26 protein-coding genes are annotated in these 24,925 nt (G+C 34.3%); 16 read left to right on the plus strand and 10 right to left on the minus strand.

The features are described from left to right. Window positions 1-11 precede the first annotated feature (11 nt). Complete coding sequence (treR, locus tag C794_RS03025) at window positions 12-725, plus strand: trehalose operon repressor (RefSeq protein ID WP_017795672.1); 714 nt, start codon at window positions 12-14, stop codon at window positions 723-725. Between the two features lie 112 nt (window positions 726-837). Here the strand turns inward: treR and C794_RS03030 are convergent, their stop codons facing one another. Together C794_RS03030 and C794_RS03035 are read right to left on the minus strand one after the other, a co-directional pair. Continuing rightward, the gene (locus C794_RS03030; RefSeq protein WP_017795673.1) at window positions 838-1,698 is read right to left on the minus strand and encodes a dimethylarginine dimethylaminohydrolase family protein; all 861 of its coding nucleotides are present in this window, start codon (window positions 1,696-1,698) and stop codon (window positions 838-840) included. A gap of 666 nt (window positions 1,699-2,364) precedes the next feature. Beyond that, window positions 2,365-2,556: a hypothetical protein gene (locus C794_RS03035; RefSeq protein ID WP_017795674.1), complete on the minus strand. Its 192-nt coding sequence runs from the start codon at window positions 2,554-2,556 to the stop codon at window positions 2,365-2,367. 315 nt (window positions 2,557-2,871) lie between these two features. Here C794_RS03035 and C794_RS03040 point away from each other — a divergent pair, with 315 nt between their 5' ends. The 7 genes from C794_RS03040 (at window position 2,872) to C794_RS03070 (ending at window position 8,914) form a co-directional block, all read left to right on the plus strand. Beyond that, the gene (locus tag C794_RS03040) at window positions 2,872-4,038 is read left to right on the plus strand and encodes a CapA family protein (protein ID WP_017795675.1); all 1,167 of its coding nucleotides are present in this window, start codon (window positions 2,872-2,874) and stop codon (window positions 4,036-4,038) included. A gap of 90 nt (window positions 4,039-4,128) precedes the next feature. Beyond that, complete coding sequence (locus C794_RS03045) at window positions 4,129-4,941, plus strand: DUF368 domain-containing protein (protein WP_017795676.1); 813 nt, start codon at window positions 4,129-4,131, stop codon at window positions 4,939-4,941. A gap of 22 nt (window positions 4,942-4,963) precedes the next feature. Continuing rightward, the gene (locus C794_RS03050; protein WP_017795677.1) at window positions 4,964-5,284 is read left to right on the plus strand and encodes a thioredoxin family protein; all 321 of its coding nucleotides are present in this window, start codon (window positions 4,964-4,966) and stop codon (window positions 5,282-5,284) included. A 117-nt stretch (window positions 5,285-5,401) separates the two neighbouring features. Next, window positions 5,402-6,091 carry a response regulator transcription factor gene (locus C794_RS03055; protein ID WP_017795678.1) on the plus strand — a complete coding sequence of 230 codons (690 nt, stop codon included), beginning with the start codon at window positions 5,402-5,404 and terminating at the stop codon, window positions 6,089-6,091. After that, window positions 6,088-7,485 carry a sensor histidine kinase gene (locus C794_RS03060; protein ID WP_017795679.1) on the plus strand — a complete coding sequence of 466 codons (1,398 nt, stop codon included), beginning with the start codon at window positions 6,088-6,090 and terminating at the stop codon, window positions 7,483-7,485. Before C794_RS03055 ends, C794_RS03060 begins: the two co-directional genes overlap by 4 nt. An 87-nt stretch (window positions 7,486-7,572) precedes the next feature. Next, window positions 7,573-8,205: a PepSY domain-containing protein gene (locus C794_RS03065; protein WP_017795680.1), complete on the plus strand. Its 633-nt coding sequence runs from the start codon at window positions 7,573-7,575 to the stop codon at window positions 8,203-8,205. 145 nt (window positions 8,206-8,350) lie between these two features. Further along, entirely contained in the window at window positions 8,351-8,914 is a 564-nt protein-coding gene (locus C794_RS03070; protein WP_017795681.1) for a PepSY domain-containing protein, read from the plus strand. Between the two features lie 384 nt (window positions 8,915-9,298). Here the strand turns inward: C794_RS03070 and C794_RS03080 are convergent, their stop codons facing one another. The 5 genes from C794_RS03080 to C794_RS03100 all read right to left on the minus strand — a co-directional run bounded on the left by C794_RS03080 (window position 9,299) and on the right by C794_RS03100 (window position 14,448). After that, window positions 9,299-10,879 (minus strand): bifunctional metallophosphatase/5'-nucleotidase, encoded by a 1,581-nt coding sequence (locus C794_RS03080; RefSeq protein ID WP_017795683.1) that lies wholly within the window; start codon window positions 10,877-10,879, stop codon window positions 9,299-9,301. 109 nt (window positions 10,880-10,988) lie between these two features. Beyond that, window positions 10,989-11,795 carry a phosphonate ABC transporter, permease protein PhnE gene (gene phnE / locus C794_RS03085; protein WP_017795684.1) on the minus strand — a complete coding sequence of 269 codons (807 nt, stop codon included), beginning with the start codon at window positions 11,793-11,795 and terminating at the stop codon, window positions 10,989-10,991. Further along, a complete protein-coding gene (gene phnE, locus C794_RS03090) occupies window positions 11,795-12,610 on the minus strand; it encodes a phosphonate ABC transporter, permease protein PhnE (RefSeq protein ID WP_017795685.1) in 816 nt (271 codons plus the stop codon). Before phnE (C794_RS03090) ends, phnE (C794_RS03085) begins: the two co-directional genes overlap by 1 nt. Then, a complete protein-coding gene (gene phnC / locus C794_RS03095; RefSeq protein WP_017795686.1) occupies window positions 12,607-13,383 on the minus strand; it encodes a phosphonate ABC transporter ATP-binding protein in 777 nt (258 codons plus the stop codon). Before phnC ends, phnE (C794_RS03090) begins: the two co-directional genes overlap by 4 nt. A 102-nt stretch (window positions 13,384-13,485) precedes the next feature. Next, a complete protein-coding gene (locus C794_RS03100; RefSeq protein WP_017795687.1) occupies window positions 13,486-14,448 on the minus strand; it encodes a phosphate/phosphite/phosphonate ABC transporter substrate-binding protein in 963 nt (320 codons plus the stop codon). Window positions 14,449-14,680: 232 nt separating this feature from the next. Here C794_RS03100 and C794_RS03105 point away from each other — a divergent pair, with 232 nt between their 5' ends. The 4 genes from C794_RS03105 (at window position 14,681) to C794_RS03120 (ending at window position 16,948) form a co-directional block, all read left to right on the plus strand. After that, window positions 14,681-15,127, plus strand: coding sequence for a MarR family winged helix-turn-helix transcriptional regulator (locus C794_RS03105; RefSeq protein ID WP_017795688.1), 447 nt, complete (start codon window positions 14,681-14,683; stop codon window positions 15,125-15,127). Window positions 15,128-15,434: 307 nt separating this feature from the next. Further along, on the plus strand, window positions 15,435-15,710 hold the full coding sequence (locus tag C794_RS03110) for a glutaredoxin family protein (protein ID WP_017795689.1): 276 nt from the start codon (window positions 15,435-15,437) through the stop codon (window positions 15,708-15,710). A gap of 74 nt (window positions 15,711-15,784) precedes the next feature. After that, the gene (locus C794_RS03115; RefSeq protein WP_017795690.1) at window positions 15,785-16,147 is read left to right on the plus strand and encodes a YppG family protein; all 363 of its coding nucleotides are present in this window, start codon (window positions 15,785-15,787) and stop codon (window positions 16,145-16,147) included. A gap of 108 nt (window positions 16,148-16,255) precedes the next feature. Continuing rightward, complete coding sequence (locus C794_RS03120; RefSeq protein WP_017795691.1) at window positions 16,256-16,948, plus strand: alpha/beta hydrolase; 693 nt, start codon at window positions 16,256-16,258, stop codon at window positions 16,946-16,948. A 42-nt stretch (window positions 16,949-16,990) separates the two neighbouring features. Here the strand turns inward: C794_RS03120 and C794_RS03125 are convergent, their stop codons facing one another. After that, a complete protein-coding gene (locus tag C794_RS03125; RefSeq protein WP_017795692.1) occupies window positions 16,991-17,854 on the minus strand; it encodes a DegV family protein in 864 nt (287 codons plus the stop codon). 84 nt (window positions 17,855-17,938) lie between these two features. Then, window positions 17,939-18,850, minus strand: coding sequence for a DMT family transporter (locus C794_RS03130; RefSeq protein WP_017795693.1), 912 nt, complete (start codon window positions 18,848-18,850; stop codon window positions 17,939-17,941). A gap of 448 nt (window positions 18,851-19,298) precedes the next feature. Here C794_RS03130 and cshA point away from each other — a divergent pair, with 448 nt between their 5' ends. Then, window positions 19,299-20,786: a degradosome RNA helicase CshA gene (gene cshA, locus C794_RS03135; protein ID WP_017795694.1), complete on the plus strand. Its 1,488-nt coding sequence runs from the start codon at window positions 19,299-19,301 to the stop codon at window positions 20,784-20,786. A 199-nt stretch (window positions 20,787-20,985) separates the two neighbouring features. Here cshA and nagB read toward each other — a convergent pair whose 3' ends face one another. Further along, a complete protein-coding gene (gene nagB / locus C794_RS03140; RefSeq protein WP_017795695.1) occupies window positions 20,986-21,738 on the minus strand; it encodes a glucosamine-6-phosphate deaminase in 753 nt (250 codons plus the stop codon). Window positions 21,739-21,868: 130 nt separating this feature from the next. On the opposite strand from nagB, the gene C794_RS03145 reads away from it, so the two are divergent. From C794_RS03145 to murQ, 3 genes are all read left to right on the plus strand, one after another. Further along, window positions 21,869-22,615, plus strand: coding sequence for a GntR family transcriptional regulator (locus C794_RS03145; protein ID WP_017795696.1), 747 nt, complete (start codon window positions 21,869-21,871; stop codon window positions 22,613-22,615). A gap of 439 nt (window positions 22,616-23,054) precedes the next feature. Beyond that, a complete protein-coding gene (locus C794_RS03150) occupies window positions 23,055-23,903 on the plus strand; it encodes a MurR/RpiR family transcriptional regulator (RefSeq protein ID WP_017795697.1) in 849 nt (282 codons plus the stop codon). A 133-nt stretch (window positions 23,904-24,036) separates the two neighbouring features. Continuing rightward, window positions 24,037-24,921 (plus strand): N-acetylmuramic acid 6-phosphate etherase, encoded by an 885-nt coding sequence (murQ, locus tag C794_RS03155; protein ID WP_017795698.1) that lies wholly within the window; start codon window positions 24,037-24,039, stop codon window positions 24,919-24,921. Window positions 24,922-24,925 lie beyond the last annotated feature (4 nt).

Genomic DNA, 24,925 nt, shown 5'->3' on the forward strand with positions numbered 1-24,925 from the left:
GAGGTTTGAACATGCAGAATAAGTATATATCAATTTATGATGATCTTGTAAAGAAAATAAAGCAAAATATATGGCCGATTGGTAGTCTCTTACCTTCTGAGAATGAACTAACAACACACTATGAGACATCCAGAGAGACCATTCGCAAAGCGTTAAATTTGCTCTCTCAAAATGGTTATATTCAGAAAGTAAGAGGAAAAGGATCTGTTGTATTAGATTATGATAAATTTACTTTTCCGGTGTCTGGAATTGAGAGCTTTACGGAGCTTATGGATAAATTACAACAAGATAGCTATACCTATGTTCATGAAATAGGGTTTACTCCAACACAGAATAAAATTTACCGTACGCTTAGTCCAGATAATCAGGATGCTGTATGGTATGTGCATCGGGTTCGTGAGATAGCAGGAGAGAAAATTATCTTAGATAAAGATTATTTTAATGAAGCTATTATTCCAAAGCTTTCAGAGAAAATATGCAGTCAATCCATTTATCAGCATATTGAAGAAACGTTGGGATTAAAAATAGGGTTCGCACATAAAGAAGTAACTGTAGAAGAGCCAACGGAAGAAGATAAGGCTTTATTAGACTTAAAAGGATTTTATAATGTAGTTGTTATTCGAAGTCAAGTGTATTTAAATGATACTACTTTATTTCAATACACGGAGTCTCGACATCGCCCAGATAAATTCCGTTTTGTTGACTTTGCTAGACGTACAAAATGATGCATTACTGACTGTATACTCACGCCATTTAACATAAAAACGAACAATATTTTTGGATTTCTGTTGCCCACTTGCCATCCATTTTATTGTTCGTTTTTTATATAACTATCCATTATCCTCGAGAAATAGGCAATGTACAACATCGGAATGAACCACCGGACTTAATAATTTCAGAGAAGTCTACTTCGATGACATCAAATCCTGCTTTAGCAAGTTCATTATTTACACGTTTATTTTCAGGAAGACTAATTATTTTACTATTTCCTATAGAAAGTACATTTGGTGCCATATGAAATTGTTCTTTCTCTGTTACCTCAATCAACTTATACTTTTGCTGAATTATTTGGTAGGATTGACTATCCATCCCGTCTTTGTAAATCAATGCATATCCATTTTCCAATACATTAAATATACAATCCAAATGTAAAATGTCCTCACGCAATGGTATGGTATGCACCTTATTATTCGGTAAGTAAGAGATAAGCTCTGCAATGGCTGTTTCCGAGGTTCTTTCACTTTGACCTATCCAAATATCCTCATTGTCAACAATGACGTCTCCACCTTCTATTGAAGCGGATTTAACGGAAGTAAAGGGAATTCCTTCTTCATGTAGCCACTCCTTGAGAACAATACTTTCTTTTTTTCTAATTTCACGTTGCATATGTGAAACAAACAAATGATCTCCAACTACAAATCCTATATCTCTAGTAAAAACCTGCTCATTTAACTTAGGGTCTACCTCAAGTTGAATAACTTCAGATCCAACTTTCTTCAACGCATTTATAAATGCATGATGTTGTGTGGTTGCTTTTTGGATATCGATATTATCGTCTGCATAATGTGATTGAGTTTCATTGATGATTTCTTTTATTTTCATATATTTTGGGGAAACGGTGATTACTTTGTGTAAAGAATCATATTCATTTTTGCAATATACGTTGGATATTGGTTCCATTGCTGTTGTGTTCCTCATTCTTCATCCTCCAGTACTTAAGCATCTAAACATCAAAAGTATTATAATTCCAATTATAAACATTATTGCTTAATTATTGAAAAAAATCTATTTTTCATGTAGTTTTTTCTACTCTGATATATGTCAAAAGCATCAGTTATCAGTTAACACTATAATCAGAATAGTAATTTAAAGTAATACTGAACTCTAAAATACCTTGTACAACATTCATTTCGAATGTGAGAACCTCATTTTCATACCTTCCCAATTTGCTCCAGTACAAAACATTCCACTTTACTACGAATATTATCCTCATAATCCTTTATATAATTGAATGATTTATTATAAATACGATGTATTAACACATTATAAACTCATGACGAGGAATTGTGACAACAATCTAACAGATGTGGATTCTAATGTTTATTTGAATCAAAAAAGAGGTTGGGACAAAAGTATTTACGCAAAAGATAAATCCAAATGAATGTCCTTTGAAAAACCGCTTCAGAAATATACTCCGTTTATCCTCAGGCTAGTCTAGGCCTCCCACCCATAAAGATTCTCCGTGTATTTCTTACGCTTGTTCTAGCTATCATCCGTCTTTTGATTAAACCTTTTTGTTATGTCCTAACCTCTTTTTGGAATAGTGATTTTTGTTTCATAACCTTAAATCGTACTTGTTCTTTTCTACACTTCTCCGTTTTTCTTATCTTGTTCTTTTTCATTTGGAATATATCTAGAATAGTATGCTGCAAATACTAAACAAATTAATGCTAAGCCCCATGCTACAATACCGCTCCAATAAACCTCAACTTTAGAACCAATATAAATAATCAGAGCGCTAAGCAAAATCAATATTAATGTATAATATCTCTTCATGATCGATCATTCCCCCAGGTAAGGCACCTATATAATTATTGTTTATTTATTAGTATGTGTTTTTATATGTCCTTATTATACCAAATGAACTTACCTTCTACATATTATTTGTTTTTTTAATCTATGATTTTCATAATAAGATATTTTATAAAATCCGAATGTTGCTTTGTCTGATTTTTTATTGCGGGAAAGAATGTGAAATTGATTGATTCAGGTCAAAGAAAATATCATTAAATTTTAATGAATTTATCAAAAAAGAATCGAAAATTTAGTGGATAAAATGGTATGATATAGACTAGTGAGGGAGTGCTGGGTTTGAGAATGTTACATCGATTTTTTCCTGTTTCTATAATCGCTATTTTCATCTTAATATTCATTAGTTTTATCAATATTGAAACCACTGAGAAAAGGTATAATGTTCATGCTGGACATACATCATTGTTACAGGAAAAAAATTCTCCAACTATAGAAAAAGAAATTACTGTATCTGCTGTTGGAGATGTATTGATTCATAGTCCGATTTATGAAGATGCAAGAGTGGAAGATGGATTTGATTTTAATCCAATGTTAAAACATGTTAAAACACATCTTGATTCCTCTACTGTTACGATAGCTAACCAAGAAACCATGATAGGTGGAGAAGAAATGGGTTTATCATCTTATCCGTCTTTTAATAGCCCATTTGAGGTTGGGGATGCACTCAAAGAGAACGGGGTGGATATTGTAACGCTTGCCAATAATCATACACTAGATCGCGGTGAACAAGCTATAACTAATGCAATTGAACATTGGCAGTCGATAGACATACTTTATGAAGGTGCTTATCAAAGTCAGGAAGATCAAGAGAATATCAGAGTATTGGAAACTGAAGAAGGTATTACAATTGCTTCTTTAGCTTTTACATATGGTACAAACGGAATACCAGTTCCACAAGGAAAAGAATACTTAGTCAACTTAATTGATCAAAAAAAAATGAAAGAAAAAATTATCGAGGCAAAAAAAATAGCGGATGTGATTGTTCTTTCGCTACATTTTGGTAATGAAAATGAGCGCTATCCTAACCAATCTCAGAAAGACTTAGCAAAATTCGCTGCTGATCTTGGGGTAGATGTAATTATCGGACATCACCCACATGTATTACAACCAATTGATTGGGTTGAAGGAGAAGACGGACACCGGACTTTAGTTGCCTATTCACTTGGGAATTTTCTTTCTAATCAACAAAAGTATAATCAACGTGTTGGTGGGATATTTGGATTCTCGATAACCAAACAAATGAAGGATGAAGAAGAAAAAATAGAAATTCATTCTCCGACGTTTGTACCAACATATGTTGATTTTGAAAATGACTACACTAACTATAGGGTCATCCCGATGTTTCAATTAACGAATGATCAATTAACTAATGCTCAAGAAAAATATGAAGAAACAAAACAACATGTCAATCAATATATAAACGAAGTGGAATTTCTAGAAAAATAATAAATAGAGATCTTTATTGTATCGTTTCTGTTCATTTTGGTATGATTGATTTGTTCAAGATTGTTGGTAAAAAAGAGGAGAAATAATGACATGGAATGGAAAAATATATATCGTGGTTTAGCTATGGGAGCAACCGATGTTGTTCCTGGTATAAGTGGAGGTACAATAGCTGTTCTGTTAGGCATTTACGATCAATTGATACAAGCATTGAATGGAATTTTTAGTAAAGAATGGAAGAAGCATTTGAGCTTCCTAATTCCCCTAGGTATCGGAATGCTAACAGCAATATTCTTATTAGCTAGTGTAATTGAGTGGTTATTCGAGCATCATCCACAACAAACACAATTTTTCTTTTTAGGATTAATTTTAGGCGTATTACCGTACCTATTTCACAAAGCTAACGCAAAAACAGACTTTAGAATTAGACATTACGTATATTTAATCATTGGATTTATCGTTGTGAGTATTATGGCATTCTTTAATCCTACAGAAGGGCAAGCAATTGAGAATATGACTCCAGCGACATATTTATGGTTATTTGTTTCGGGTTTTATTGGTAGTAGTGCGATGATCATTCCTGGTATCAGTGGTTCGTTTATGCTGTTATTACTCGGAGTGTATGCTACGGTTATATCAGCAATTAGCAATTTATATTTTGATATAATTATCGTTACTGGGTTAGGAATTGCGATTGGTTTTATTGTCATGAGCAAAATTATTGCCTACTTTTTAAGGAATCATTATACTTCCACTTATGCAGTAATTATTGGACTTGTAATTGGAGCAGTAGTAGTTGTTTATCCAGGTTTTTCAGATGGAATAGTAGGATTAATTATTAGTGTTATTACATTTGGTTTTGGTCTTTTTGTAGCGTATATATTAGGTCGTGTAGAGTATAAATAACAATAGATTGGAGCGATGCGTAATGAAAGCAATTGAAAGTGTTGAAACGTTTAACGAAATTATTGCTAGTGAGCAACCGGTAATTATTAAGTTTTATGCTGATTGGTGTCCAGATTGCAAACGGATGGATATGTTTATCGATGGAGTAATCGAAGAATTTAACAATTATGATTGGTATGAAGTGAATAGTGATGAGGTAGAGGGGCTAGCAGAAAAATATGAAGTGATGGGGATTCCGAGTATGTTAATCTTTAAAAACGGTGAGAAAATTGCTCATCAACATAGCGCATATACGAAATCACCTGAATCTGTGTCGGAGTTTTTACATCAACAATTAGATTAAAATTACATTAAAAAAGTGATCATTCTCTTAGAATGGTCGCTTTTTTTACGATTCCTAGTTTATAATAAGAAGAAAATTGCCTTAATTTATATTTAAATGAAGGAAGGGACATGATTCATGGCAGAACGTATATTAATTGTAGAAGATGAACATAAAATTAGTAGAGTATTACAGTTAGAGCTTGAATACGAAGGTTATGAATCTGAAGTAGCTAGTAATGGAAAAGACGCGTTAGAAAAAATTAAACAGGGAAACTGGGACCTTGTATTATTAGATATCATGATTCCCGAACTAAGTGGATTAGAAGTGCTAAGACGTGTCCGGCGAGCAGAAAATCAAACGCCGATTATCTTATTAACCGCTCGTGATGAAGTGCATGATAAGGTAAGTGGTCTTGACTTAGGGGCGAATGATTATATAACGAAACCATTTCAAATTGAAGAATTGCTTGCTCGCGTACGTGCGCATTTACGAAAAGGTGTCCAAACAACGAATGATAATCAGAATTTATCTGTAGCAGATCTACAAGTGAATTTACATGCATATGAAGTCACGCGTAGCGGTGGGAAAATTGAATTAACTCCTCGTGAATTTAATTTATTGGTATGCTTATTAAAAAATAAAAATATTGTTCTCTCACGGGAACAGTTAATTGAATCAGTATGGGGATACGATTACTTTGGTGATACAAATGTGGTAGATGTTTATATTCGTTATTTACGCCAAAAAGTAGATAAAGACTTTGAGACACCGCTGATTCAAACAGTACGCGGGGTAGGTTATACAATTAAGGACGATAAACAATGATATTTCGAAAAATAATTAATTTCTTCTCTTCCATAACATTACGAAAAAAAATCATCTTTTTCTCAACATTTTTTATGTTGATTTTAATATTAATTGTAAATACGGCAATTTATTTCCTGTTTTATCAATCAGCTTCAGAAGGAGAGTTGGATCAATTAACAACTCATACGGATACATTGATTGAGACAATTGGGAAGAATTCGTCTGTTTCTCGAGAAGAGATGAGCGATTTATTAACGGCGTATTTACCAACAAATGGAATGATTCGAGTTATTGATGAGAATGAGAATGATGTTACTGGTAAACTTGCGAAATCACAAGAATACACTGATGTGCCCATTGAGTATACAACAACGGAAAGAAGAGAAGTTATTTCTTTTAATCAAATGGATGTTGCTATTGTCACGAAACCAATTATTTGGCAAAATGGAGAAATTGTAACCATTCAAGTCTCCGATCATTTAATTCATATGAATGAAACGATGCAAACGTTAAGGTATGTGCTATTTTTCTCGAGTGCGATTATATTAATTCCGACTATTATTGCAAGCTTTCTGTTGAGTCGTTTCTTATTAAACCCAATTCAAAAATTAAAAGAGACGATGCAGACCAATATTTCAAAGAGAGATTGGCAAAAGATAGATATTGAAAACAGATCAAAAGATGAACTTTATGAAATGGAAGTAACATTTAATGAAATGATCGATTCTTTGAAAGAAAATTATGAGAAGCAGGAAATTTTTGTATCAAACGCATCTCATGAATTGAAAACGCCTATTCAGATTATCAAAAGTTATGCACAGTTATTAAGTCGACGTGGGGAAGGTAATCCTGAATTGCTGCAAGAATCTACGGAAGCTATCGATTCCGAAGCTGACCGAATGCAAAATTTAGTCGAGCAAATGTTAGCGTTAGCCAAGAATCAACAGGAACAAGTTATGGAAACATTGGATATGAGAGAACTTCTCCAACAAGTTATCATTACATTCCAAAAAGCGTATGCTCCAAGAGAGATAAATTTATTGGTGGATGAGAAAACAAAGTATGTATGGCAAGGAAATCCTGATCAAATCAAACAAGTTATTTATATACTGTTAACAAATGCGCTAAAATACAGTGAAAAAGAAGTGCATATCCGACTACAACAACAGAACGATGAAATGATAGTATCTGTTCAAGACTTTGGAGAAGGTTTAGCGGAGCAAGATCAGCAACATATTTTTGAGAGATTTTATCGAGTAGATCGTGCACGTAATAGAGAATCAGGCGGTACGGGACTAGGACTAGCAATCGCTAAGGTCATAGTTGAATCCTATCAAGGAGAGATAACTGTCCAGAGCAAGATAGGTGAAGGTTCGATATTCCGTATTCATCTTCCTAACATGGACCAATAAGATAACAGATTCTCATCAAATTCTAATCTTTTTATTAGTATTTTATGATGATTGGTATGATAAAGTTTTCATGTAGAGGTGAAGCATATGAATAAACGTACACTACTCATCGGAGTAGTAGTAATATTAGTCGTTAGTTTGTTTTTTATTTATCGTACAGGAGCTTCTTCCAGTGAACCAAAGCTATCCCAAGCCGAAATAAAAGAACTAGTGGAAGCACAGTACCCTGGGAATCAAAATGAACCAAATCTGCAATTAAAGGATGGCGAGCCTGTATATCAAGTGGAAGTACAGCAGGAAAATGGTAGTTACGAAGTGTTATTAGATGGGAACACAGGTAAGGTATTGGATATCTATCAAACAGAAGCTGAAAAAGCAGAGAATGTGGAACCAGATGATAACAATAATACAACACCTGATGAAAATTCAAATAAAGATAATGACCAAGATGGTCAGCAGAATAATGATGATACAGATAAAGCTGATAAAGACGAACCATCATCTGAACAAGGAAACAATGCGATCATCTCATCAGATGAGGCAAAAGAAATTGCATTACAACAGTTTTCTGGAACTGTAAGTGAACTTGAGTTAGACGAAGATGATGGAACAATGATCTATGAAATTGAAATAGTGGATGGGAATAAAGAAGCGAATATCGAAATTAATGCGTACACGGGAAATGTTATTGTAATTGAAACTGAAGTGGACGATGATTAGGCTACTAATTCATATTGGTAGCTTTTTTAATAAGCTACATTAAATACCTTTCTATAAATTCTCATGAAATTTTAATCTTTATCAAAGCGTCTTATAATCCTTGTTGGATATGATGTAGTTAACAACAACAAGGAGGTAATTTTAAATGAAAAAGAAATTAGTAGTGCTAGTAGGTGCGTTAACAATCTCAACAGCGGTAGGATTAGGACTTTCCCAATCGGATCAAGCGGCTTCAGCTTCTGAAAATCAAGAACCAACTTTATCTTCGGATGACATTACATCCATCGTTAAAGAACAGTATGAGGGTAAAATTACTGATTTTGAACTAGACAGAGATAACAATCAATCTCATTACGAAGTAGAGGTAATCCATGATGATGAAGAATATGACTTGGAGATTGATGCGGAAACAGGGGAAATTATCAAAGAAAACGTAGAGAAATTTCAACTAGAAAATAAACAGGAAGCAACTAAAAATTCTAATTTTGATAGCTCAAACTTCATTGGTGATCAAAAAGCAAAAGAAATTGCGTTGAAACAATTCTCTGGTAAAGTTGTAGGATTTGAGTTAGATGAAGATGATGATAAGTATGTATATGAAATTGAAGTAAGAGAAGGAAATAAAGAAGCGGATTTTGAAATTGATGCAGTAACAGGTGATATTTTGGAAATGGATACCGAAATTGATGATGATCGATTCGATGATTAATTAAATTTCTTGTTCTATACCCTTGAGTGTAAAATGAGATTACATGAACAAAGAGCTTTGGTTGGATTCTTTTAAAAAAGTATTGTAGGCTGGGTTACTAATCAACAGCTTCTAACTATAGTTAACTGCACAAAAAAGCACAAGAGGTTTGCTCTTGTGCTTTTTTTATATTAATCAAAATACCAAAATAGCTTAAGAGATCCAAAAAGTGGTGAATAGAGCCGTTTTAAAACCCAAAAAAGAGCTTAAAAATCAAAAAGTAGTGAGTAGAAAGCTCTTGGGACATGACCCGCACGAATTGCTATATCCCAAAGTAGACTCGTTATTAGCCGTTCAAGAGTAATCCTGTTTTGTTAAAAGCCGCCGTCCAATTGAATTTCCCAACTAATTGTGATTCATAACCACCTGATAATTATTCGTCGTAATAGCAGCAACACGAGGATGTTTTTCGAAATACGTTTGAATGAGTTCTACAGCATCCTTTTGGATTTCTTTTACTACTTTCTTATGTTTAAACATATCGTAATTACCACCGCCAGATGCACGGTAATTATTTAATACAACGTGAAAAGTATCGTGACTTTTTATTGGTTCACCATGGTAGCACATATTGGAAACACGATCACCTGGTGGATTTGAAATGTTCATTGTATAATCAATTCCATGCCAGATATCATAATTATAATGTTGTGGTTTTGGTTCTACAAAACTAGGATTGACGATAATTTGGTTATCTTCAATAGTAAAGTATTCTGCGCTTTTTTCTAAGGCATCTTTTATGTCTTGTCCAGTTAATTCTAATACAGTTAACGTATTGGGATACATATAATTAGATACAATATCGCGCATTGTAACTTCCGAAGAAAATCCTTTTGACGTGTTATTCAATAACGCAGAAACAGATATATCAACTTCCGCCGCATCCATTTGTACTTTATGAATAAATTCTATAAATGGATGCTTATTAATACGTGCTTGAAAAGAGTCATGAATAACCATATCTCCATCAATCTTCCCAATAGGTTGATCTAACCATGTTTGCGTGGAAGATTCTAATGCTTCCATGTAGTTAAGTACTTGTTGATTGGATTTTACATCTGTAAATTGCTGAATATGGCCTTTTTTACTATCAATCATCCATTTATCCTGTTTATCTTTGATGAGAGTAATTTCGGCTTTCCCATAAGCTTGCCCATTGTGTCCTGGTTGTAAAACGATAACATTATTTTTTAGCTCATTAATTCGACGATGTTGATGACCAGTGAGTAAGATATCGATACCTTCAATTTCTTCAACCATTTGATAGCCTTGATTTTCACCAGTCAAATCTTCGGTAGCTTCTCCTGTATGTAAGTCTTTTTCAAATCCTCCATGATAAGCAGCAATTACAATATCGGGCTGTTCGTTCTCTTTAATGTAAGAAACCCAACTATTCAATATATCAAATGCATCTTCAAATGATAAACCTTCAATATGCTCAGTGGACTCCCAATTAGGAATGTAATGGGTAGTTACCCCTATTATTGCTGCTGTTATTCCATTATTAAATGTTTTAATAATATAAGGGGGACCAAATGCAGGTTCTTTTGTTTGTATATTTATAATGTTTGCAGATAACCAAGGGAAATTAGATTCATGAATGGCTTGTTGTAAAACCGCGTGTCCAAAATTAAATTCATGGTTTCCGATTACTCCCGCGTCTATTTGTAATCGATTCATTATTCCTACCATAGGATTTGGTTTATCCAGATGTTCCTTCACGTAATGTGTCATAAGTGGTGTTCCTTGAATTAAATCACCATTATCAATAACAATTAGATTCTCTTCGGATTCTTTATGTTCCTCTACCACTGTTGCATATTTAGCAAGTCCAATATCTTCTTTTTTATTTGTTCCATACTGTATTGGCATTGCATGTCCATGTACATCACTTGTATATAAGATAGTTACTGTTGATTGATGCAATCAAAAAACATCCTTTCTATCATACTACTGTCTGCTTGTAATCGTTAAAACGCCCTCGAGCAATAGTAGACTTTACTCGAGGACGGAAGAATTGCCATTAATAAGTTTCTTATACAATCTTACGACGAATTTTTGCAGAAGCAAAATCAATGATCGTTACTACAATAATGATCGCCAGCAAAATCATACCCATTTCATTCCAATTACGGTTACTAGATGCGAACATAATCATTGTACCAATACCACCTGCTCCAACGATACCTAGTATAGAAGAAGCACGGATATCTACTTCAAAACGATAAATGGCATAAGACAGGAATTCTGGAATGATTTGTGGAAGGACACCGTGGAATAAAATTTGAACTTTATTCGCACCTGAAGCTTCCATTGCTTCGATGACTTGCATATCAATGGATTCGATAATTTCAGAGAACATTTTTCCTAGCATCCCTGTAGATCCAATCGCAATAGCGAGCACCCCTGCAAATGCATTTGGTCCAACTGCTACTACAAATAGAATGGCAAGGATAATTTCTGGAAATGCACGTACGGAAGATAAGAAAAATTTCCCGATGACCGAAGTGATGATTCCGCCCATCATATTGCGTGCTGCAATAAATGATAATGGAACAGCTATTACTGCTGCCATTAACGATCCAGCGAATGCGATAAAGATAGTCTCTAACATACTTGCGGATACATCACCTAAAGCAGACCAATCAGGACTGAATAATTCTGGGATGACACGCTGGAAATTATTTATAGCTCTTTCGATTGCACGTCCCCAATCAATATCAATAGTCACAAACGTCCATATGTACATTGCAATAACAAGTATAGCAATAATAATATTACGGACTTTCTTCGCTAAAGAGTTCTTTGGTTTTGGAGGTAAGGAAAGATTTTTATTTTCCATTATAATAACGCCTCCCTTAATTTCGTGCTGATATACTCAATGATAATGACAACTACTAAAATAACGACAATAATCATCATTGCATTTGGATAATTATAAAATTGTAATTGTTGGTTCAGTACTAAACCAATACCACCAGCACCTACAAGACCAAGGACGAGTGATGCACGAATATTAATTTCAAATACATAAAGCACAAGTGAAGTAAATTGTGGTAATACTTGTGGGACTAGTGCATACAAAATGACTTGAAATACATTTCCTCCAGATGCGCGCATTGCTTCTAGTGGATTCATATCGACGGCTTCAATCGTTTCACTAATTAACTTTGCAAGAATTCCAATAGAAAATACAATTAGTGCTAAGATACCAGGAAAAACACCGATACCAAACAATCCAACAAAAATTACTGCAAGAACAAGGTCTGGGATAGTACGTAATATATTTAAAAAAGTACGAGATATGTAATATAATGGTTTGACTGTTGTAATATTGCGTGCTGCAAGTAATGATAGTGGCACAGTGAAGAGCGCTGCCACTGTAGTTGCGATAATTGCCATTTGTATCGTTTCAATAATAGCAGGTAGTATTGGCATAATAACTGCTGGATTTGGTGGGAAGAACTTTTCAATTACTTCTTTCATATTAGAAAGTGCATTTTCAAATCCGCTTGTCATTTGTTGTTGTGTATTTATCATGCTATATAAATACATTGCTAGTACAACAAAGAAGATAACAGTAACCTGCATTTTTGTTTTTGCTGGATAAAGAGATGGAATTTCTTTTTTACTCAATGGTTGCTTGGAGTTTGTCACGACTCTTTTGCACCCCCACGTAGGTCATCTTCACGTATAGAGCGACCATAAATTTCTTCGAAGGTACTTTCACTAACCTCCGATACAGGACCGTCAAATACAACTTCACCAGCTCGCATTCCTATAATCCGATCCGCATATTCCATCGCCATATCGATAAAGTGAAGGTTTACGATTGTTGTAATTTTGTCTTCACGGTTAATTTTCTTTAAATAAGTCATTACTTGATGAGAAGTCGGAGGGTCGAGTGATGCGACAGGCTCATCAGCTAAAATATACTTTGGTTGTTGGGTGAGAACACGTGCAATGCTAACCCGTTGTTGTTGTCCCCCACTAAGTTCATCGGCACGGTTATAAATCTTTTCTGCAATATTAACACGGTGCAGACTCTCATAAGCTAATGCAACATCTTCTTTTTTATATTGATTAAAGATAGATCGGATAGTGCCCGTATGCCCAAGGCGACCAGCTAGCACATTTTTAAATACATTAGAACGTTTAACGAGATTATAATTCTGAAAAATCATACCTGTTTTCGTGCGTAACATACGTAACTTATTTCCGCTATACTTTAAAATATTTTCATCATCAAGGATTAGCTCGCCAGTTGTTGGAGTAACTAATCGGTTAATACTGCGAATAAATGTAGACTTACCAGCCCCTGATAAACCGACAATTACAACAAATTCTCCATCATTGATTTTTACATTAATATTTTTCAGACCTTCCGTTCCATTTGGATAGACAAGGCCGACATCCTTAAACTCAATCATAGTAGAAATCCTCCATTACAAAATAAGTCAAAACACTAGGAAAAAAGGGGAGTATAATAACTCCCCTTTTTTATTAGTGTAGTCGATTGAAAAAGCATTGAATTATAGTTCGATATTATCTTTGAACTCCTGGTATGTATCTCGAACAATGTCGTATTCTTCATCCGATGCTTCATCGATTGCATCCCAGTTATATACTTCGTTCATAATTTGAATCATCTCTTCATCATCATTAAAAGACAAGAACGCTTCTTTTACTTTTTGTACAAAGTCATCTGGCAGTTCTTTTGTTACAGAAATAGTGTCATTTGGAATTTCATCTGTATAACCAAGAATTGATAAGTCTTCCATTACAGTTGGATATTCTTCTTCTAATTCCGTTCTTACATCATCAAATGTTGTTGCAACGTCTGCATCTCCATTTAAAACAGAAATAGCTGAGTTGTCGTGTCCACCGGAAGAAATAGACCCTCCGAAGAAATTACTTTCTAATTCAGCAGCTGTATCATAATCAAATTCTTCCATTAATTGACTGGCAGGGAATAAATATCCTGAAGTGGAACCTTGATCCGCATAAGCCCAAACTTTCCCCTCTAAGTCTGCTAAACTCTCAATGCCAGAATCAGAGCGTACTACATATTGTGCCTTATAGGTTCCAGAACCGTAACGAATGGATTTTAAAATAACTTCTGCATCATATTGTTCACTAGCAAGCACATAACCAAATGCAGGGATAAATCCAACATGTACTTGGTTTGCACCCATTGCTTCTACTAACGCATTATAATTAGTCATAACTCGACCCTCTACAGTAATTCCTAGTTCTTCCCCTAGTCTTTCTGCTAAAGGTTCTACTGTATCTGCAATGGTGTCAGAATCCTGCGATGGAACAAATCCCATTACAAGCGTTTCAGGGATTTCACCATCAGCAGCTGCTTCATCTCCATTTGCTTCATCCCCATTCGAGCTTGAATCATCAGTACCTGCATCTTCATCAGAGCTACCACATGCTGCTAAAAATAATACAAGTCCAATGATTAGCAATAAACTGTAAAATTTCTTCATCTTGACCCTCCTATGTAATATAAAGAAATATCTTACAGTTCTATTAAATAATATTTTCAACTAAAAATCTAGTCAATTTCTGTAAATTAACTTTGTTTTAACAATTAATTTTGAGATAGATCGGAATTTTTGTATTATTATTTATGGTTAGTTATGTAATAATTTATGCTTTTTTTTTGAAAACCGATATAATAAAAGTGGGGGAATGTATAATTGAGGGAGTGGAGCAAAGATGGAATTGGTAACGAAGAAACAGGATCCATCCTTAAAGTTACTAGTTATATTATCCAAAGCGTACAAAACAGTAATGGAGCAAGTAGAGTTAGATGTGAAGTCCAGGGGAATAAGTTTAACTGATTTTGCTGTTTTGGAATTATTGTATCATCGGGGGAAACAACCTTTACAAAAAATCGCAGATAAAATTTTGTTAACAAGCGGAAGTATTACGTATGTTGTAAATAAGCTTGAAAAACAAGGATATTTAACGAGAGAACAGTGTGAATTAGACAAGCGAGTTACCTATGCTGTTATTACTGATAAAGGTACAGAATTACTCGATTCTATTTTCCCAGGACATTGGGAAAAAATTAAAAAAATCATGCATGGACTAGACTATCAGGAAAAGGAAGAAGCAATTGTTTTATTAAGAAAGTTAGGAACGGCAATTCGAGAACTTTAATATTTAGTTATTATAATTTTTATCATGAGGCTGAGGCAAAGGTAGAAAAATACTTTTCCCGGTCTCATTTACGCATGAAGCCATTACTGTAAAAATCGGCATTCTGCCATCTGCAATAGAAGCCAAACAAATATCTTATTAAGGGATCTAAGAAGTAGATAACCTGCATAGAGAGTAATATAAGTTAATTTTTAGGGGATTATAACAGTAAAGTTTCAATATTGTTAAGTTAATGTTTAGGTCAATGCTTTCATGGGTAAAAGATAATACGAAGAATAAATTTCGTACTACATCAGGAGGAATGACAATGAGTAAAGTGGTGGTCTATGTTAGTGAAGTTAACGAACCCTCCAAAAAAGTTATTGAGCTATTGGATGACTATAAAATAACTTATGAGATGAAAAATGTAACTAAAAATAAAACGTATTTGCAGGAATTACAAAGTAAAGGGATTTATGGTACTCCGGCTACAGAAATAGACGGAGACATGGTATTAGGTTTTCAAAAAAATAAGTTGAAGTACGCATTAGGCGTAGATGATGTTTCGCATTATTCCTCTTTGTTTGATGGGTTCAATTCATAATATATTTGACTTTCACATCTCATTCTGGCTGAACATATACTATTATAAAAAGTACACCAAAGGGTGTGTGAATCATGCAACGTCATAGGTATCCACGTCAAATGAATACTATTCCTGAGAATTATAACTTTAATCAAGTACCCCAACAACAACCTTTATCTCAATTAACTACTAACTGGAATACACAACAACACCCCTCCACCCCGTACGAAGTTTTTGCGAAACCGGAATTACCATTACAGAGTTTGGTAAATCAGCAAGGGCAAGGAAATTCGCCTAATTCGGCTCAATCTAACCAACAGTTCAACACCGGGGAAGGAGAAAATCCGTTGAAGTTTGATAAGGTTATGAATACAGTTGGACAATTAGCAAGTACGTACCACCAAGTTTCACCAATAATTAAAGAGTTCAGTACGTTCGTTAAAGCTTTTCGTTAATTTAGCTAACCCGCATAACATGCATGAGATTTAGGTAAAATAAAACTGTTCTTCCACTTTTGGAAGAACAGTCGTTTTGGGGAAGCACACCAAAAAGGAGAAATCATTATGATAGCGTGCTTGATCATACACGGCTACACGGGAGGTCCATATGAGGTAGACCCTTTAGCAGACTTTTTAAGAAATAATACAGATTGGCATGTAGAAGTTCCTACATTACCAGGACATGGGGAACAGCTTAGTCTCGAAAATGCATCTTACAAAAATTGGATTCAAGCAGCAGAGGCTGCTCTTGAGCCTTTACGAGATAAATATGAAAAGGTGTATGTAATTGGTTTCTCTATGGGAGGAATGATTGCTGCCTATCTTGCGGCAAGGTATCAAATAGACAAATTAGTGTTATTAGCACCTTCTGGAAAATATTTGAGTTTCAAGCAAATTGGCTTAGATATTGCAACATGTATAGGTGATGGTATCCGTGGGGATTTAAGCAAAAACAAGCTGTATAATCATTATAAGAAGAAGTTAGGTATGGTACCTTTAAAAGCAAATATTGAATTTATGAAATTGGTTCGCTTTACAAGGCGCTACTTGGATAAGGTGAATTCTCCAGTTTTAATTGCACATGGACAACTTGATGGGATAGTTCCTTATAAAACGGCATATTATTTAGATAAGGAAATCCATTCTGAGGAAAAAGAAGTCGTCGTGTTTGAAAGGTCTAGGCATTTAATATGCTTGGGAGAGGATAAAGATACCTTAAATGGAATGGTATATGATTTCCTCATTCAACAACAATAAAAAAACGTATGCTCTTTCCTGGTAGAGCATACGTTTTTTTAGTTATTTATCTTTATCTTTAAAGAATGCCATTACAAGAGCGCCTTCCCCGCCATAAGTCGAAATTAAGGGCCCTGTTTCAGCAAGAAGAGCATCTTTAAAATGATATTTATTTCGTATTTCTTTAAGAACGCTGTTCGCACGATCCTCGTCTCTACAGTGCGTCATTGAAATGATTTTGCTCTCAGTATTTTTTGTGTATTCACCAATTTGATCAATAAAACGACGAATTGACTTTTTATCGCCACGTACTTTTTCAGCTACTTCAATTTCTCCCTCATCTGTAGCTTTCATAAGAATTTTGATATTAAGTGTTTTTGCAATTCGGCCTTTCATCTTTTCAAGTCTTCCCCCAAGTACGAGGTTTTCTAGTGTCTTTAAAACAAATAAAGTAGTTGTTTGTTCCACTCGTTCATGTAGGTGTTCGACGAGGTGATCAAATGAATATCCTTCTTCTAATTTTTTACCTGCTTCATGTAATAAAAGTGAAATTCCACACGAAGCAGTTTTTGTATTGATTACTTCAATTACACGATTCGGTTCTTCTTCCAATAACAACTCTTTTCCAGCTAATGCATGATCATACGTACTACTTAGTGCACTAGAAAGGCTAAGCATAATAATAGGTTTGTCTGCGGGGATTTTCTTATATTCTTCATAAAAGTTATGTGGGCTGGGTGCTGCAGAACGAGGTAACTCACCTAAATCCTTTACTTTTTTATGATAAGCTTCAATTCCCATCGTAACTCCACTTGTATATTGTCCATCACTAAAATGAAGATAGAGTGGAACTACCTTCACATCTAACTTTTCGCTTAAAAATGCTGGAATATCAGCAGAACTATCTGTCATTAGTTGAATATGCATCTCTTCACCTGCTTTTATAGTAACTGTGAACTTTATTATAACAGTTAATGTATAGTAATAATACGATTTTAGCGATTTATGTGTTTATTTATGACGTTTAGTTGAAATTGTTACCTGTTTTTTTCTTGAGGTACTTACGATAAATAAAAATAACCCAAAAATGATAATTGTTCCGCCTAACAATTGAGCCCAAGTGGGGGTTTCGCCTAGAAAGATTACTGCTAGGATACTTGCTCCAATTGGTTCAAAAACAATCGCCATGGAAATTGTTGCCGTACTTAGCCATTTTAATGACCAATTAAATAAAGAATGGCCTAAAAAAGTCGGGATTATTGCTAAGGCAATGAAAATCCACCAATGGTCAGCAGGATAATGAAAGAAATCTTCTTGTCTAATAATATTAAAAAGAATAAGTGTGATAGCACTTACACCGTAAACAACAAATGTATAAGTTATTAAAGAGACATGCTTACGAACTTGTTGTCCAGATAAAAAGTAAATTGTTACTGCTACAGCCCCAAGTAACGCTAATATATCTCCAAATAACGCACTCCCAGAGATTTGGAAGTCATTGAAACCGATAATGATACTGCCTATAATTACAATGGCAATGCTAATAATTGCTCCAGATGAAAAACGTTCCCCAAATAAAAAATATGTTCCAATAAAAGCAAATATTGGTTGCATGGATACAAATACTACAGAACTGGCGACGGATGTATAGTTTAATGACTCAAACCAAAAGATAAAATGCATTGCAAGGAAAATACCTGCTAAGATAGATAAAAACCAATTTTTACTGGTTATTTTTTTGAATTCATGACGATATTTTCCAATAACAATGGGTAATAATAAGAGTGCAGCAAATAATAAGCGGTAATTTGCAATAATAGAGGCGGGGGCTTCTGTAGCAAGCCTTACAAATATAGCTGAAGTAGAAATGGATAAAACTCCTATTGCTACTGCAACATATGGATTAAAAGGTGATTTACGCATAATATGACATCCTTTAGTTTCTTGATGATTCAATACTGTAAATAATATGTTTTAAACGTAATAAATTAAGTAGATACTATTTTATCATGTACGATAAAAAAAATCATTTTAAGCTATAGAGTAGATATATGTACTTTAAATGTGATATGATAATGGGAGCATTCGTTTCGAGGCCTCTTACCAAACGGTGAAGCCTTTTTTATACTTTACATGTTAGAAGCCGATTATTATGGATAACCACATAAAGGTCTTATTATTCCCTTTAATTGCTGACGATGAATGTAAGTTTCATTTCAGCAATTTTTAAATCGTGCAATGGATAGGAGACCCATTGCTCTAATAGGGTTCTACTTCTAAAAATTGTACAACCAAAAGGATGGAATAAAGTATGAGAAAATCACAGGCCTCTTTTGCGATGAATATTCACAAAAAAGGAGTCGACTATTAGGTGACAAAATTCAACGAACTAGGTGTTTCCGCCCCAATCATGAAGGCATTAGAAAAAATGGGGTTTGAGGAAGCTACACCAATTCAAGCGGAAACTATCCCTCATGCACTAGAAGGTCATGATGTTATTGGCCAAGCACAAACAGGAACAGGTAAAACAGCTGCATTTGGTATTCCGTTAATCAATAAGATAAATCCAAAAGTAAGAAAGGTGCAGGGCTTGATTGTAGCACCTACACGCGAACTTGCTATTCAAGTAGCAGAAGAAATAAATCGTTTAGCTAAATTTAAGAGTGTAAGAGCTCTTGCAATATATGGTGGTCAACCAATGGATCGTCAAATTAGAGCGTTAAAAGATGGTCCACATATTGTTGTGGCAACACCAGGTAGATTATTGGATCATATGCGTCGCAAAACAATTCGCATTGATGAAGTGCACACAGCTGTTTTAGATGAAGCTGATGAAATGCTTAATATGGGATTCATTGACGATATTCGTGATATTCTAAAAGGTATTCCAGAAGAAAGACAAACTTTACTTTTCTCTGCGACAATGCCTAAAGAAATCCGTAATATCGCTACTACGCTTATGAAGGAACCAAAAGAAGTTAAAGTTAAAGCGAAAGAAATGACTGTAGAGAATATCGATCAGTATTTTATCGAAATTCCTGAGAAATATAAATTTGATACTTTAAACAATCATTTGGATATTAATTCACCAGAACTTGCGATTATATTTGCACGTACGAAAAAGCGTGTTGATGAAGTAGCTGAAGGGTTACAAGCAAGAGGGTATCGCTCTGAAGGTATTCACGGTGACTTAACACAAGGAAAACGTATGTCTGTGTTGAAGAAATTCAAGCAGGGTCGTGTTGATGTATTAGTAGCAACAGACGTAGCAGCACGCGGTCTTGATATTTCTGGGGTAACGCATGTTTATAACTTTGATATCCCGCAAGATCCAGAAAGCTACGTACACCGTATTGGACGTACAGGACGAGCTGGAAAAATGGGTGAGGCAATTTCTTTCATTACTCCAAGAGAAATGGCTCATTTAAATCTTATTGAACAAACAACAAAGAGTAAGATGAAGCGTATGGCACCACCAACGAATCAAGATGCTCGTCGTGGACAACAACAAGTAACGATTGAAAAGCTAAAGAAAGCAATTAATGAAAAAGACTTAAAAGTATACGAAGATGCAGCGAAAGAATTATTGGATGAGTACGATTCAATTACAGTTGTTTCAGCTGCTATCAGTATGATGACGAAAGAGCGTCGTGATACACCGGTTCGTATTTCTTCTGTCGCACCAATCAGCGTGAAGAAAGCGAAAAACCAAAAAGATAATAAAAATAATAGACGTTCTAATAACAAACGTTTTTATGGTGGTCGTGGACAAGGTGGCCGTAACCAAGGAGGACGCGGTCAAGGTGGTCGCAACCGAAAAGGAAAAGGTAATTACCAACGCCGTAATAGAGATAATTAAGTAACAAAGGCGCGAGCGCCGGACGCGATTGGTTCAGTAATTTAATTGTTTGCTGCACACAACTTTTATAATCTTCCTATGCAAGTTAAAAAATCCCGCTACACAAGATATGTAGTGGGATTTTTTTCGAAGTTTTTCACAAAATATGTTGTCTAGTTATGAGTAACTCGTTTGGTTAATAGGTTACTGAACAATTTGATTACATAGTTTCTGAAACATAATTACAAGAGATGTTTCTTAAAGCAGCTTTATCTGCGATAATTTTGACATTCTGATGTGTTTGAAGAATAGATGCTGGAAAATCCTCATTTACTTCAGCATTTACTAATTTTTCAAGCGCATCTGCTTTCTCGCTTCCAGAAACAAGTAGGAGTATTTCCTTTGATCGCATAATAGATTTTATTCCCATTGTGATTGCCTGTTTTGGTACATTGTCAAAGGAGTCAAAAAAACGTGCATTTGCTTTTCTAGTAGATTCATCTAAATCAATGACATGTGTTTGACTTTCAAAGGAAGTACCAGGCTCATTAAAACCAATGTGCCCATTTCGACCGATTCCTAGAATTTGAATATGAATACCACCAGCCTGTTGGATTTGTTTTTCATAAGATGTACATTCATTGGTTAAATCATTTGCCATTCCATTAGGCAAATGGATATTTTTAGAAGGAATATCAACATGGTTAAATAGAAATTTCTGCATGTAATAGTGATAACTATTTGTATTTTCTTTGTGCAGACCAACATATTCATCTAAATTAAATGTAGATACATTTGTAAAGGAAATTTCATGATTATGATAAGCTTTAATTAAATGTTGATAGAGACCTTCAGGAGTTGATCCAGTCGCTAATCCGATAACTGGTTTATTTATTTGCTTTATGGTATTGATTACGTGCTGGCTAGCGAGCTTACTCATCAATTGATAATTTTCGGTTTGTATTATTTTCATTTTCATCCGACCTTCTTTTTTTAAAATAAACATATACAGTTGTCTATACATGTTAATGTACATTAAACGTTAATTCTGATAAGCTATTTTTAATTAAATTTTTCACTGCATCAATTAAAGGGGTATTAAAATGATTGATAAAAATTCACCTATACCAATTTATTACCAATTAGAAGAATATATAAAACATCAAATTGATAAACAAAAGTGGCTTCCGGGAGAACTTCTACCATCTGAAAGAGAATTTGCTGAACAATATCATATAAGCCGTATGACAGTTCGCCAAGCCATAAATAATTTAGCTGCTGCAGGCCTTCTTTATCGTGTGAAAGGAAAGGGAACTTTTATTGCTCAACCTAAATTTGAACATGATCTTTCTGGCTTAACAAGTTTTACTGAAGATATGAAACAGCGTGGCTTAACCCCATCCAATCAATTGCTATATATTCAGCTTCACAACCAACCAAGTCAAATTGCACATAAACTTCAATTACAACCAGAGGAAGCCTATTATGAAATAAAACGTATTCGTTTTGCTGATAAAGATCCCCTGGCATTTGAAATTATTTACACTCCAAAAAAATTGGTTGGAGAATTGGAAGAAATTCATTTACAAGGCTCTTTTTATCAATATATTGAACAAAAAGTAGGGAAGCATATTATCGTTGGAAATCAAACGATAGAAGGTGCACTTGCAACTAAAGAACAAGCTAACTTCTTAAATATTCAAACTGGTGATCCCGTGTTGATTATGGAAAGAATAAGTTATCTAGACCAACCGACAGAAATCCCAATTGAATTTACCCAAACAATATATCGTGCAGATAAATATAAATTCCATCTCACACTTCATAGAGATGAAAAAACCAAAGGCTAATGTAAGTGAGCCTTTGGTTTTTTAAATAGGCTCTTATATTTACTCTAAGAAATAGTTACTGATGCACACCATTTTTGTACACAGTCAATAAAGTAAAACACGTTAACTAGTATAGTTGTATATACCAGTTAACTGTATTTTACTATATATGAAGAAAATATCAAGAGATTTTTTTGAAATTTATTTTGCACCTAACTTGCAGTAATAACCGTACTTGAAGACTAGAGGTTTAGATAATTGTCCGACTCTGTTTAAGGGACTTTTAGGTATAGTCCTTACTAACATTTTAGTGAGAGAAGAATTAACGCTGTTGATTGCTTAAGTTTAACACTCTAAACGAAAGCCTGAGTCTATTAAGTTATTGTTCAGTTTAGTGAAATTGGTAAAAGTATGTATAATTAACTTTAGAAAATAAATTAAAGTTTGAGAGGTACTATTTATGGGATCTATATTAAAACGACTTCAACAAAAGATTAATGATTTATCCGAAGCAGAAAGAAAAATAGGTGATTTTATTTTACAATATCCAGAGCTAGTTCCGAATATGACTACGAAGGATATGTCTAAAAAAACAGGAAGTAGTGAAGCGACTGTAGTCCGATTTTGTAAATCCGTCGGAATCGAAAGTTTTAAGACATTAAAGCTAGAACTAGTTAGGGAAATCACCAAATCAGATAGTCAATTAACTGATTTTTCAATTCTAAAAACAAAGGGAGAACCATTTGATTTTTTTCAACAGGTCGTCCACGTTAATAAAACGGCGATTGAATCAATGCTCTCGTCTATTGATCGCAAGGCATTAGATAAAGCAGTTAATCTTTTACAACAGGCGAATCAAATATTATTTTTTGGTGTTGGGGGGTCTTCTACAGCAGCATATGATGGGTATTATAAATTTACAAGATTAGGATACGCTTGTACTGCTCCACAGGACTTTCATTTGATGCTTTCGACGATTCCTTATTTAAAAGAAGATGATGTACTTATTGCAATCAGTATGTCTGGGAAAACAAAAGATGTAGTTGATCTTGCTGAAGTAGCGAAGCGTAGTGGAGTTACTGTAATCGCAATAACAAATTTAGATAAGTCTCCTTTATATAAATTAGCAGAAATTCATTTGTGTACACCAACCGTAGAGGATGATTTTAGAATAGGAAGTATACCTTCTAGAATGACGCAACTTACAGTAATAGATGCACTTTATTTAAGTATATTTCATTCTAAAGGTGATCAAGTCTTATCAAAATATCAAGACGCCAGAAAAGAAGTAGAACGACTAAGGCGCTAAAAGTGAAAAACATAAATAAATCATTACTACTGTTCATGAAATTAAATTTCATTATTTATAAAAATATGATTGACTAATAGTTTCACTATTGTAAAATAAAAATTAAGAATAGTAGAGAAAAGGAAGTGAAGATTTGTTAGATAAATTACCAACTGAGCAGCGTAATCCAAAAACGATGGATATCGATACTAAATCTATAAAAGAAATTCTAGAGATTATGAATCGTGAAGACTATACGGTTCCACAAACAGTTCAAAAAGAAATCCCTTCTATTGAGAAGGCGGTTCATCGAACTGTTCGTTCGTTTAAAAGCAATGGTAGATTAATTTATATCGGTGCAGGGACTAGTGGTAGATTGGGAGTGTTAGATGCATCTGAATGTCCACCGACGTTTGGAGTTTCATCTGAAATGGTAAAAGGATTGATTTCAGGAGGAATGGAAGCGATTACAAAAGCCAAAGAAGGAGCAGAGGACTCCGAAATAATGGCTAAACAAGATTTAACAGACATTAATTTAACGGAGAATGATACTGTAATTGGAATTGCTGCAAGTGGAAGAACTCCTTATGTAAAAGGAGGACTATCGTATGCAAAAGAAATAGGAGCATCCACCGTTTCGATAAGTAATAATAAAAATTCAGAAATAGGAAAAATAGCTGAAATTGCCATTGAGGCAGAAACAGGACCAGAAGTGATAACAGGATCGACACGGCTAAAGGCGGGAACTGCACAAAAATTGATCTTAAATATGATTTCTACCTCTTCCATGATCGGTGTAGGAAAAGTATATGAAAATCTAATGGTAGATCTCCAACCAACGAATAAGAAGTTAGTAGATCGTTCCAAGCGAATTATTGTGGAAGCTACTCAAGTCGATTACGCTACTGCAGAAAACTACTTACAAAAAGCAAACAACTCTGTTAAGACAGCCATTGTAATGATTTTATTAAATTGTAATTTTGAAGAAGCGACACAACATCTAGATCAGGCAGAAGGGTTTATACGTAAAACTAATTAGGGGG

The organism is Oceanobacillus kimchii X50 (genome assembly GCF_000340475.1).
Taxonomy (GTDB): domain Bacteria; phylum Bacillota; class Bacilli; order Bacillales; family Amphibacillaceae; genus Oceanobacillus; species Oceanobacillus kimchii.

Coding starts and splice junctions, on each gene's coding strand:
- treR (WP_017795672.1), top strand. CDS start 12: ATGCAGAATAAGTATATATCAATTTATGATGATCTTGTAAAGAAAATA.
- C794_RS03030 (WP_017795673.1), bottom strand. CDS start 1,698: ATGAGGAACACAACAGCAATGGAACCAATATCCAACGTATATTGCAAA.
- C794_RS03035 (WP_017795674.1), bottom strand. CDS start 2,556: ATGAAGAGATATTATACATTAATATTGATTTTGCTTAGCGCTCTGATT.
- C794_RS03045 (WP_017795676.1), top strand. CDS start 4,129: ATGGAATGGAAAAATATATATCGTGGTTTAGCTATGGGAGCAACCGAT.
- C794_RS03050 (WP_017795677.1), top strand. CDS start 4,964: ATGAAAGCAATTGAAAGTGTTGAAACGTTTAACGAAATTATTGCTAGT.
- C794_RS03055 (WP_017795678.1), top strand. CDS start 5,402: ATGGCAGAACGTATATTAATTGTAGAAGATGAACATAAAATTAGTAGA.
- C794_RS03060 (WP_017795679.1), top strand. CDS start 6,088: ATGATATTTCGAAAAATAATTAATTTCTTCTCTTCCATAACATTACGA.
- C794_RS03065 (WP_017795680.1), top strand. CDS start 7,573: ATGAATAAACGTACACTACTCATCGGAGTAGTAGTAATATTAGTCGTT.
- C794_RS03070 (WP_017795681.1), top strand. CDS start 8,351: ATGAAAAAGAAATTAGTAGTGCTAGTAGGTGCGTTAACAATCTCAACA.
- phnE (WP_017795684.1), bottom strand. CDS start 11,795: ATGGAAAATAAAAATCTTTCCTTACCTCCAAAACCAAAGAACTCTTTA.
- phnC (WP_017795686.1), bottom strand. CDS start 13,383: ATGATTGAGTTTAAGGATGTCGGCCTTGTCTATCCAAATGGAACGGAA.
- C794_RS03100 (WP_017795687.1), bottom strand. CDS start 14,448: ATGAAGAAATTTTACAGTTTATTGCTAATCATTGGACTTGTATTATTT.
- C794_RS03105 (WP_017795688.1), top strand. CDS start 14,681: ATGGAATTGGTAACGAAGAAACAGGATCCATCCTTAAAGTTACTAGTT.
- C794_RS03110 (WP_017795689.1), top strand. CDS start 15,435: ATGAGTAAAGTGGTGGTCTATGTTAGTGAAGTTAACGAACCCTCCAAA.
- C794_RS03115 (WP_017795690.1), top strand. CDS start 15,785: ATGCAACGTCATAGGTATCCACGTCAAATGAATACTATTCCTGAGAAT.
- C794_RS03120 (WP_017795691.1), top strand. CDS start 16,256: ATGATAGCGTGCTTGATCATACACGGCTACACGGGAGGTCCATATGAG.
- C794_RS03125 (WP_017795692.1), bottom strand. CDS start 17,854: ATGCATATTCAACTAATGACAGATAGTTCTGCTGATATTCCAGCATTT.
- C794_RS03130 (WP_017795693.1), bottom strand. CDS start 18,850: ATGCGTAAATCACCTTTTAATCCATATGTTGCAGTAGCAATAGGAGTT.
- nagB (WP_017795695.1), bottom strand. CDS start 21,738: ATGAAAATAATACAAACCGAAAATTATCAATTGATGAGTAAGCTCGCT.
- C794_RS03145 (WP_017795696.1), top strand. CDS start 21,869: ATGATTGATAAAAATTCACCTATACCAATTTATTACCAATTAGAAGAA.
- C794_RS03150 (WP_017795697.1), top strand. CDS start 23,055: ATGGGATCTATATTAAAACGACTTCAACAAAAGATTAATGATTTATCC.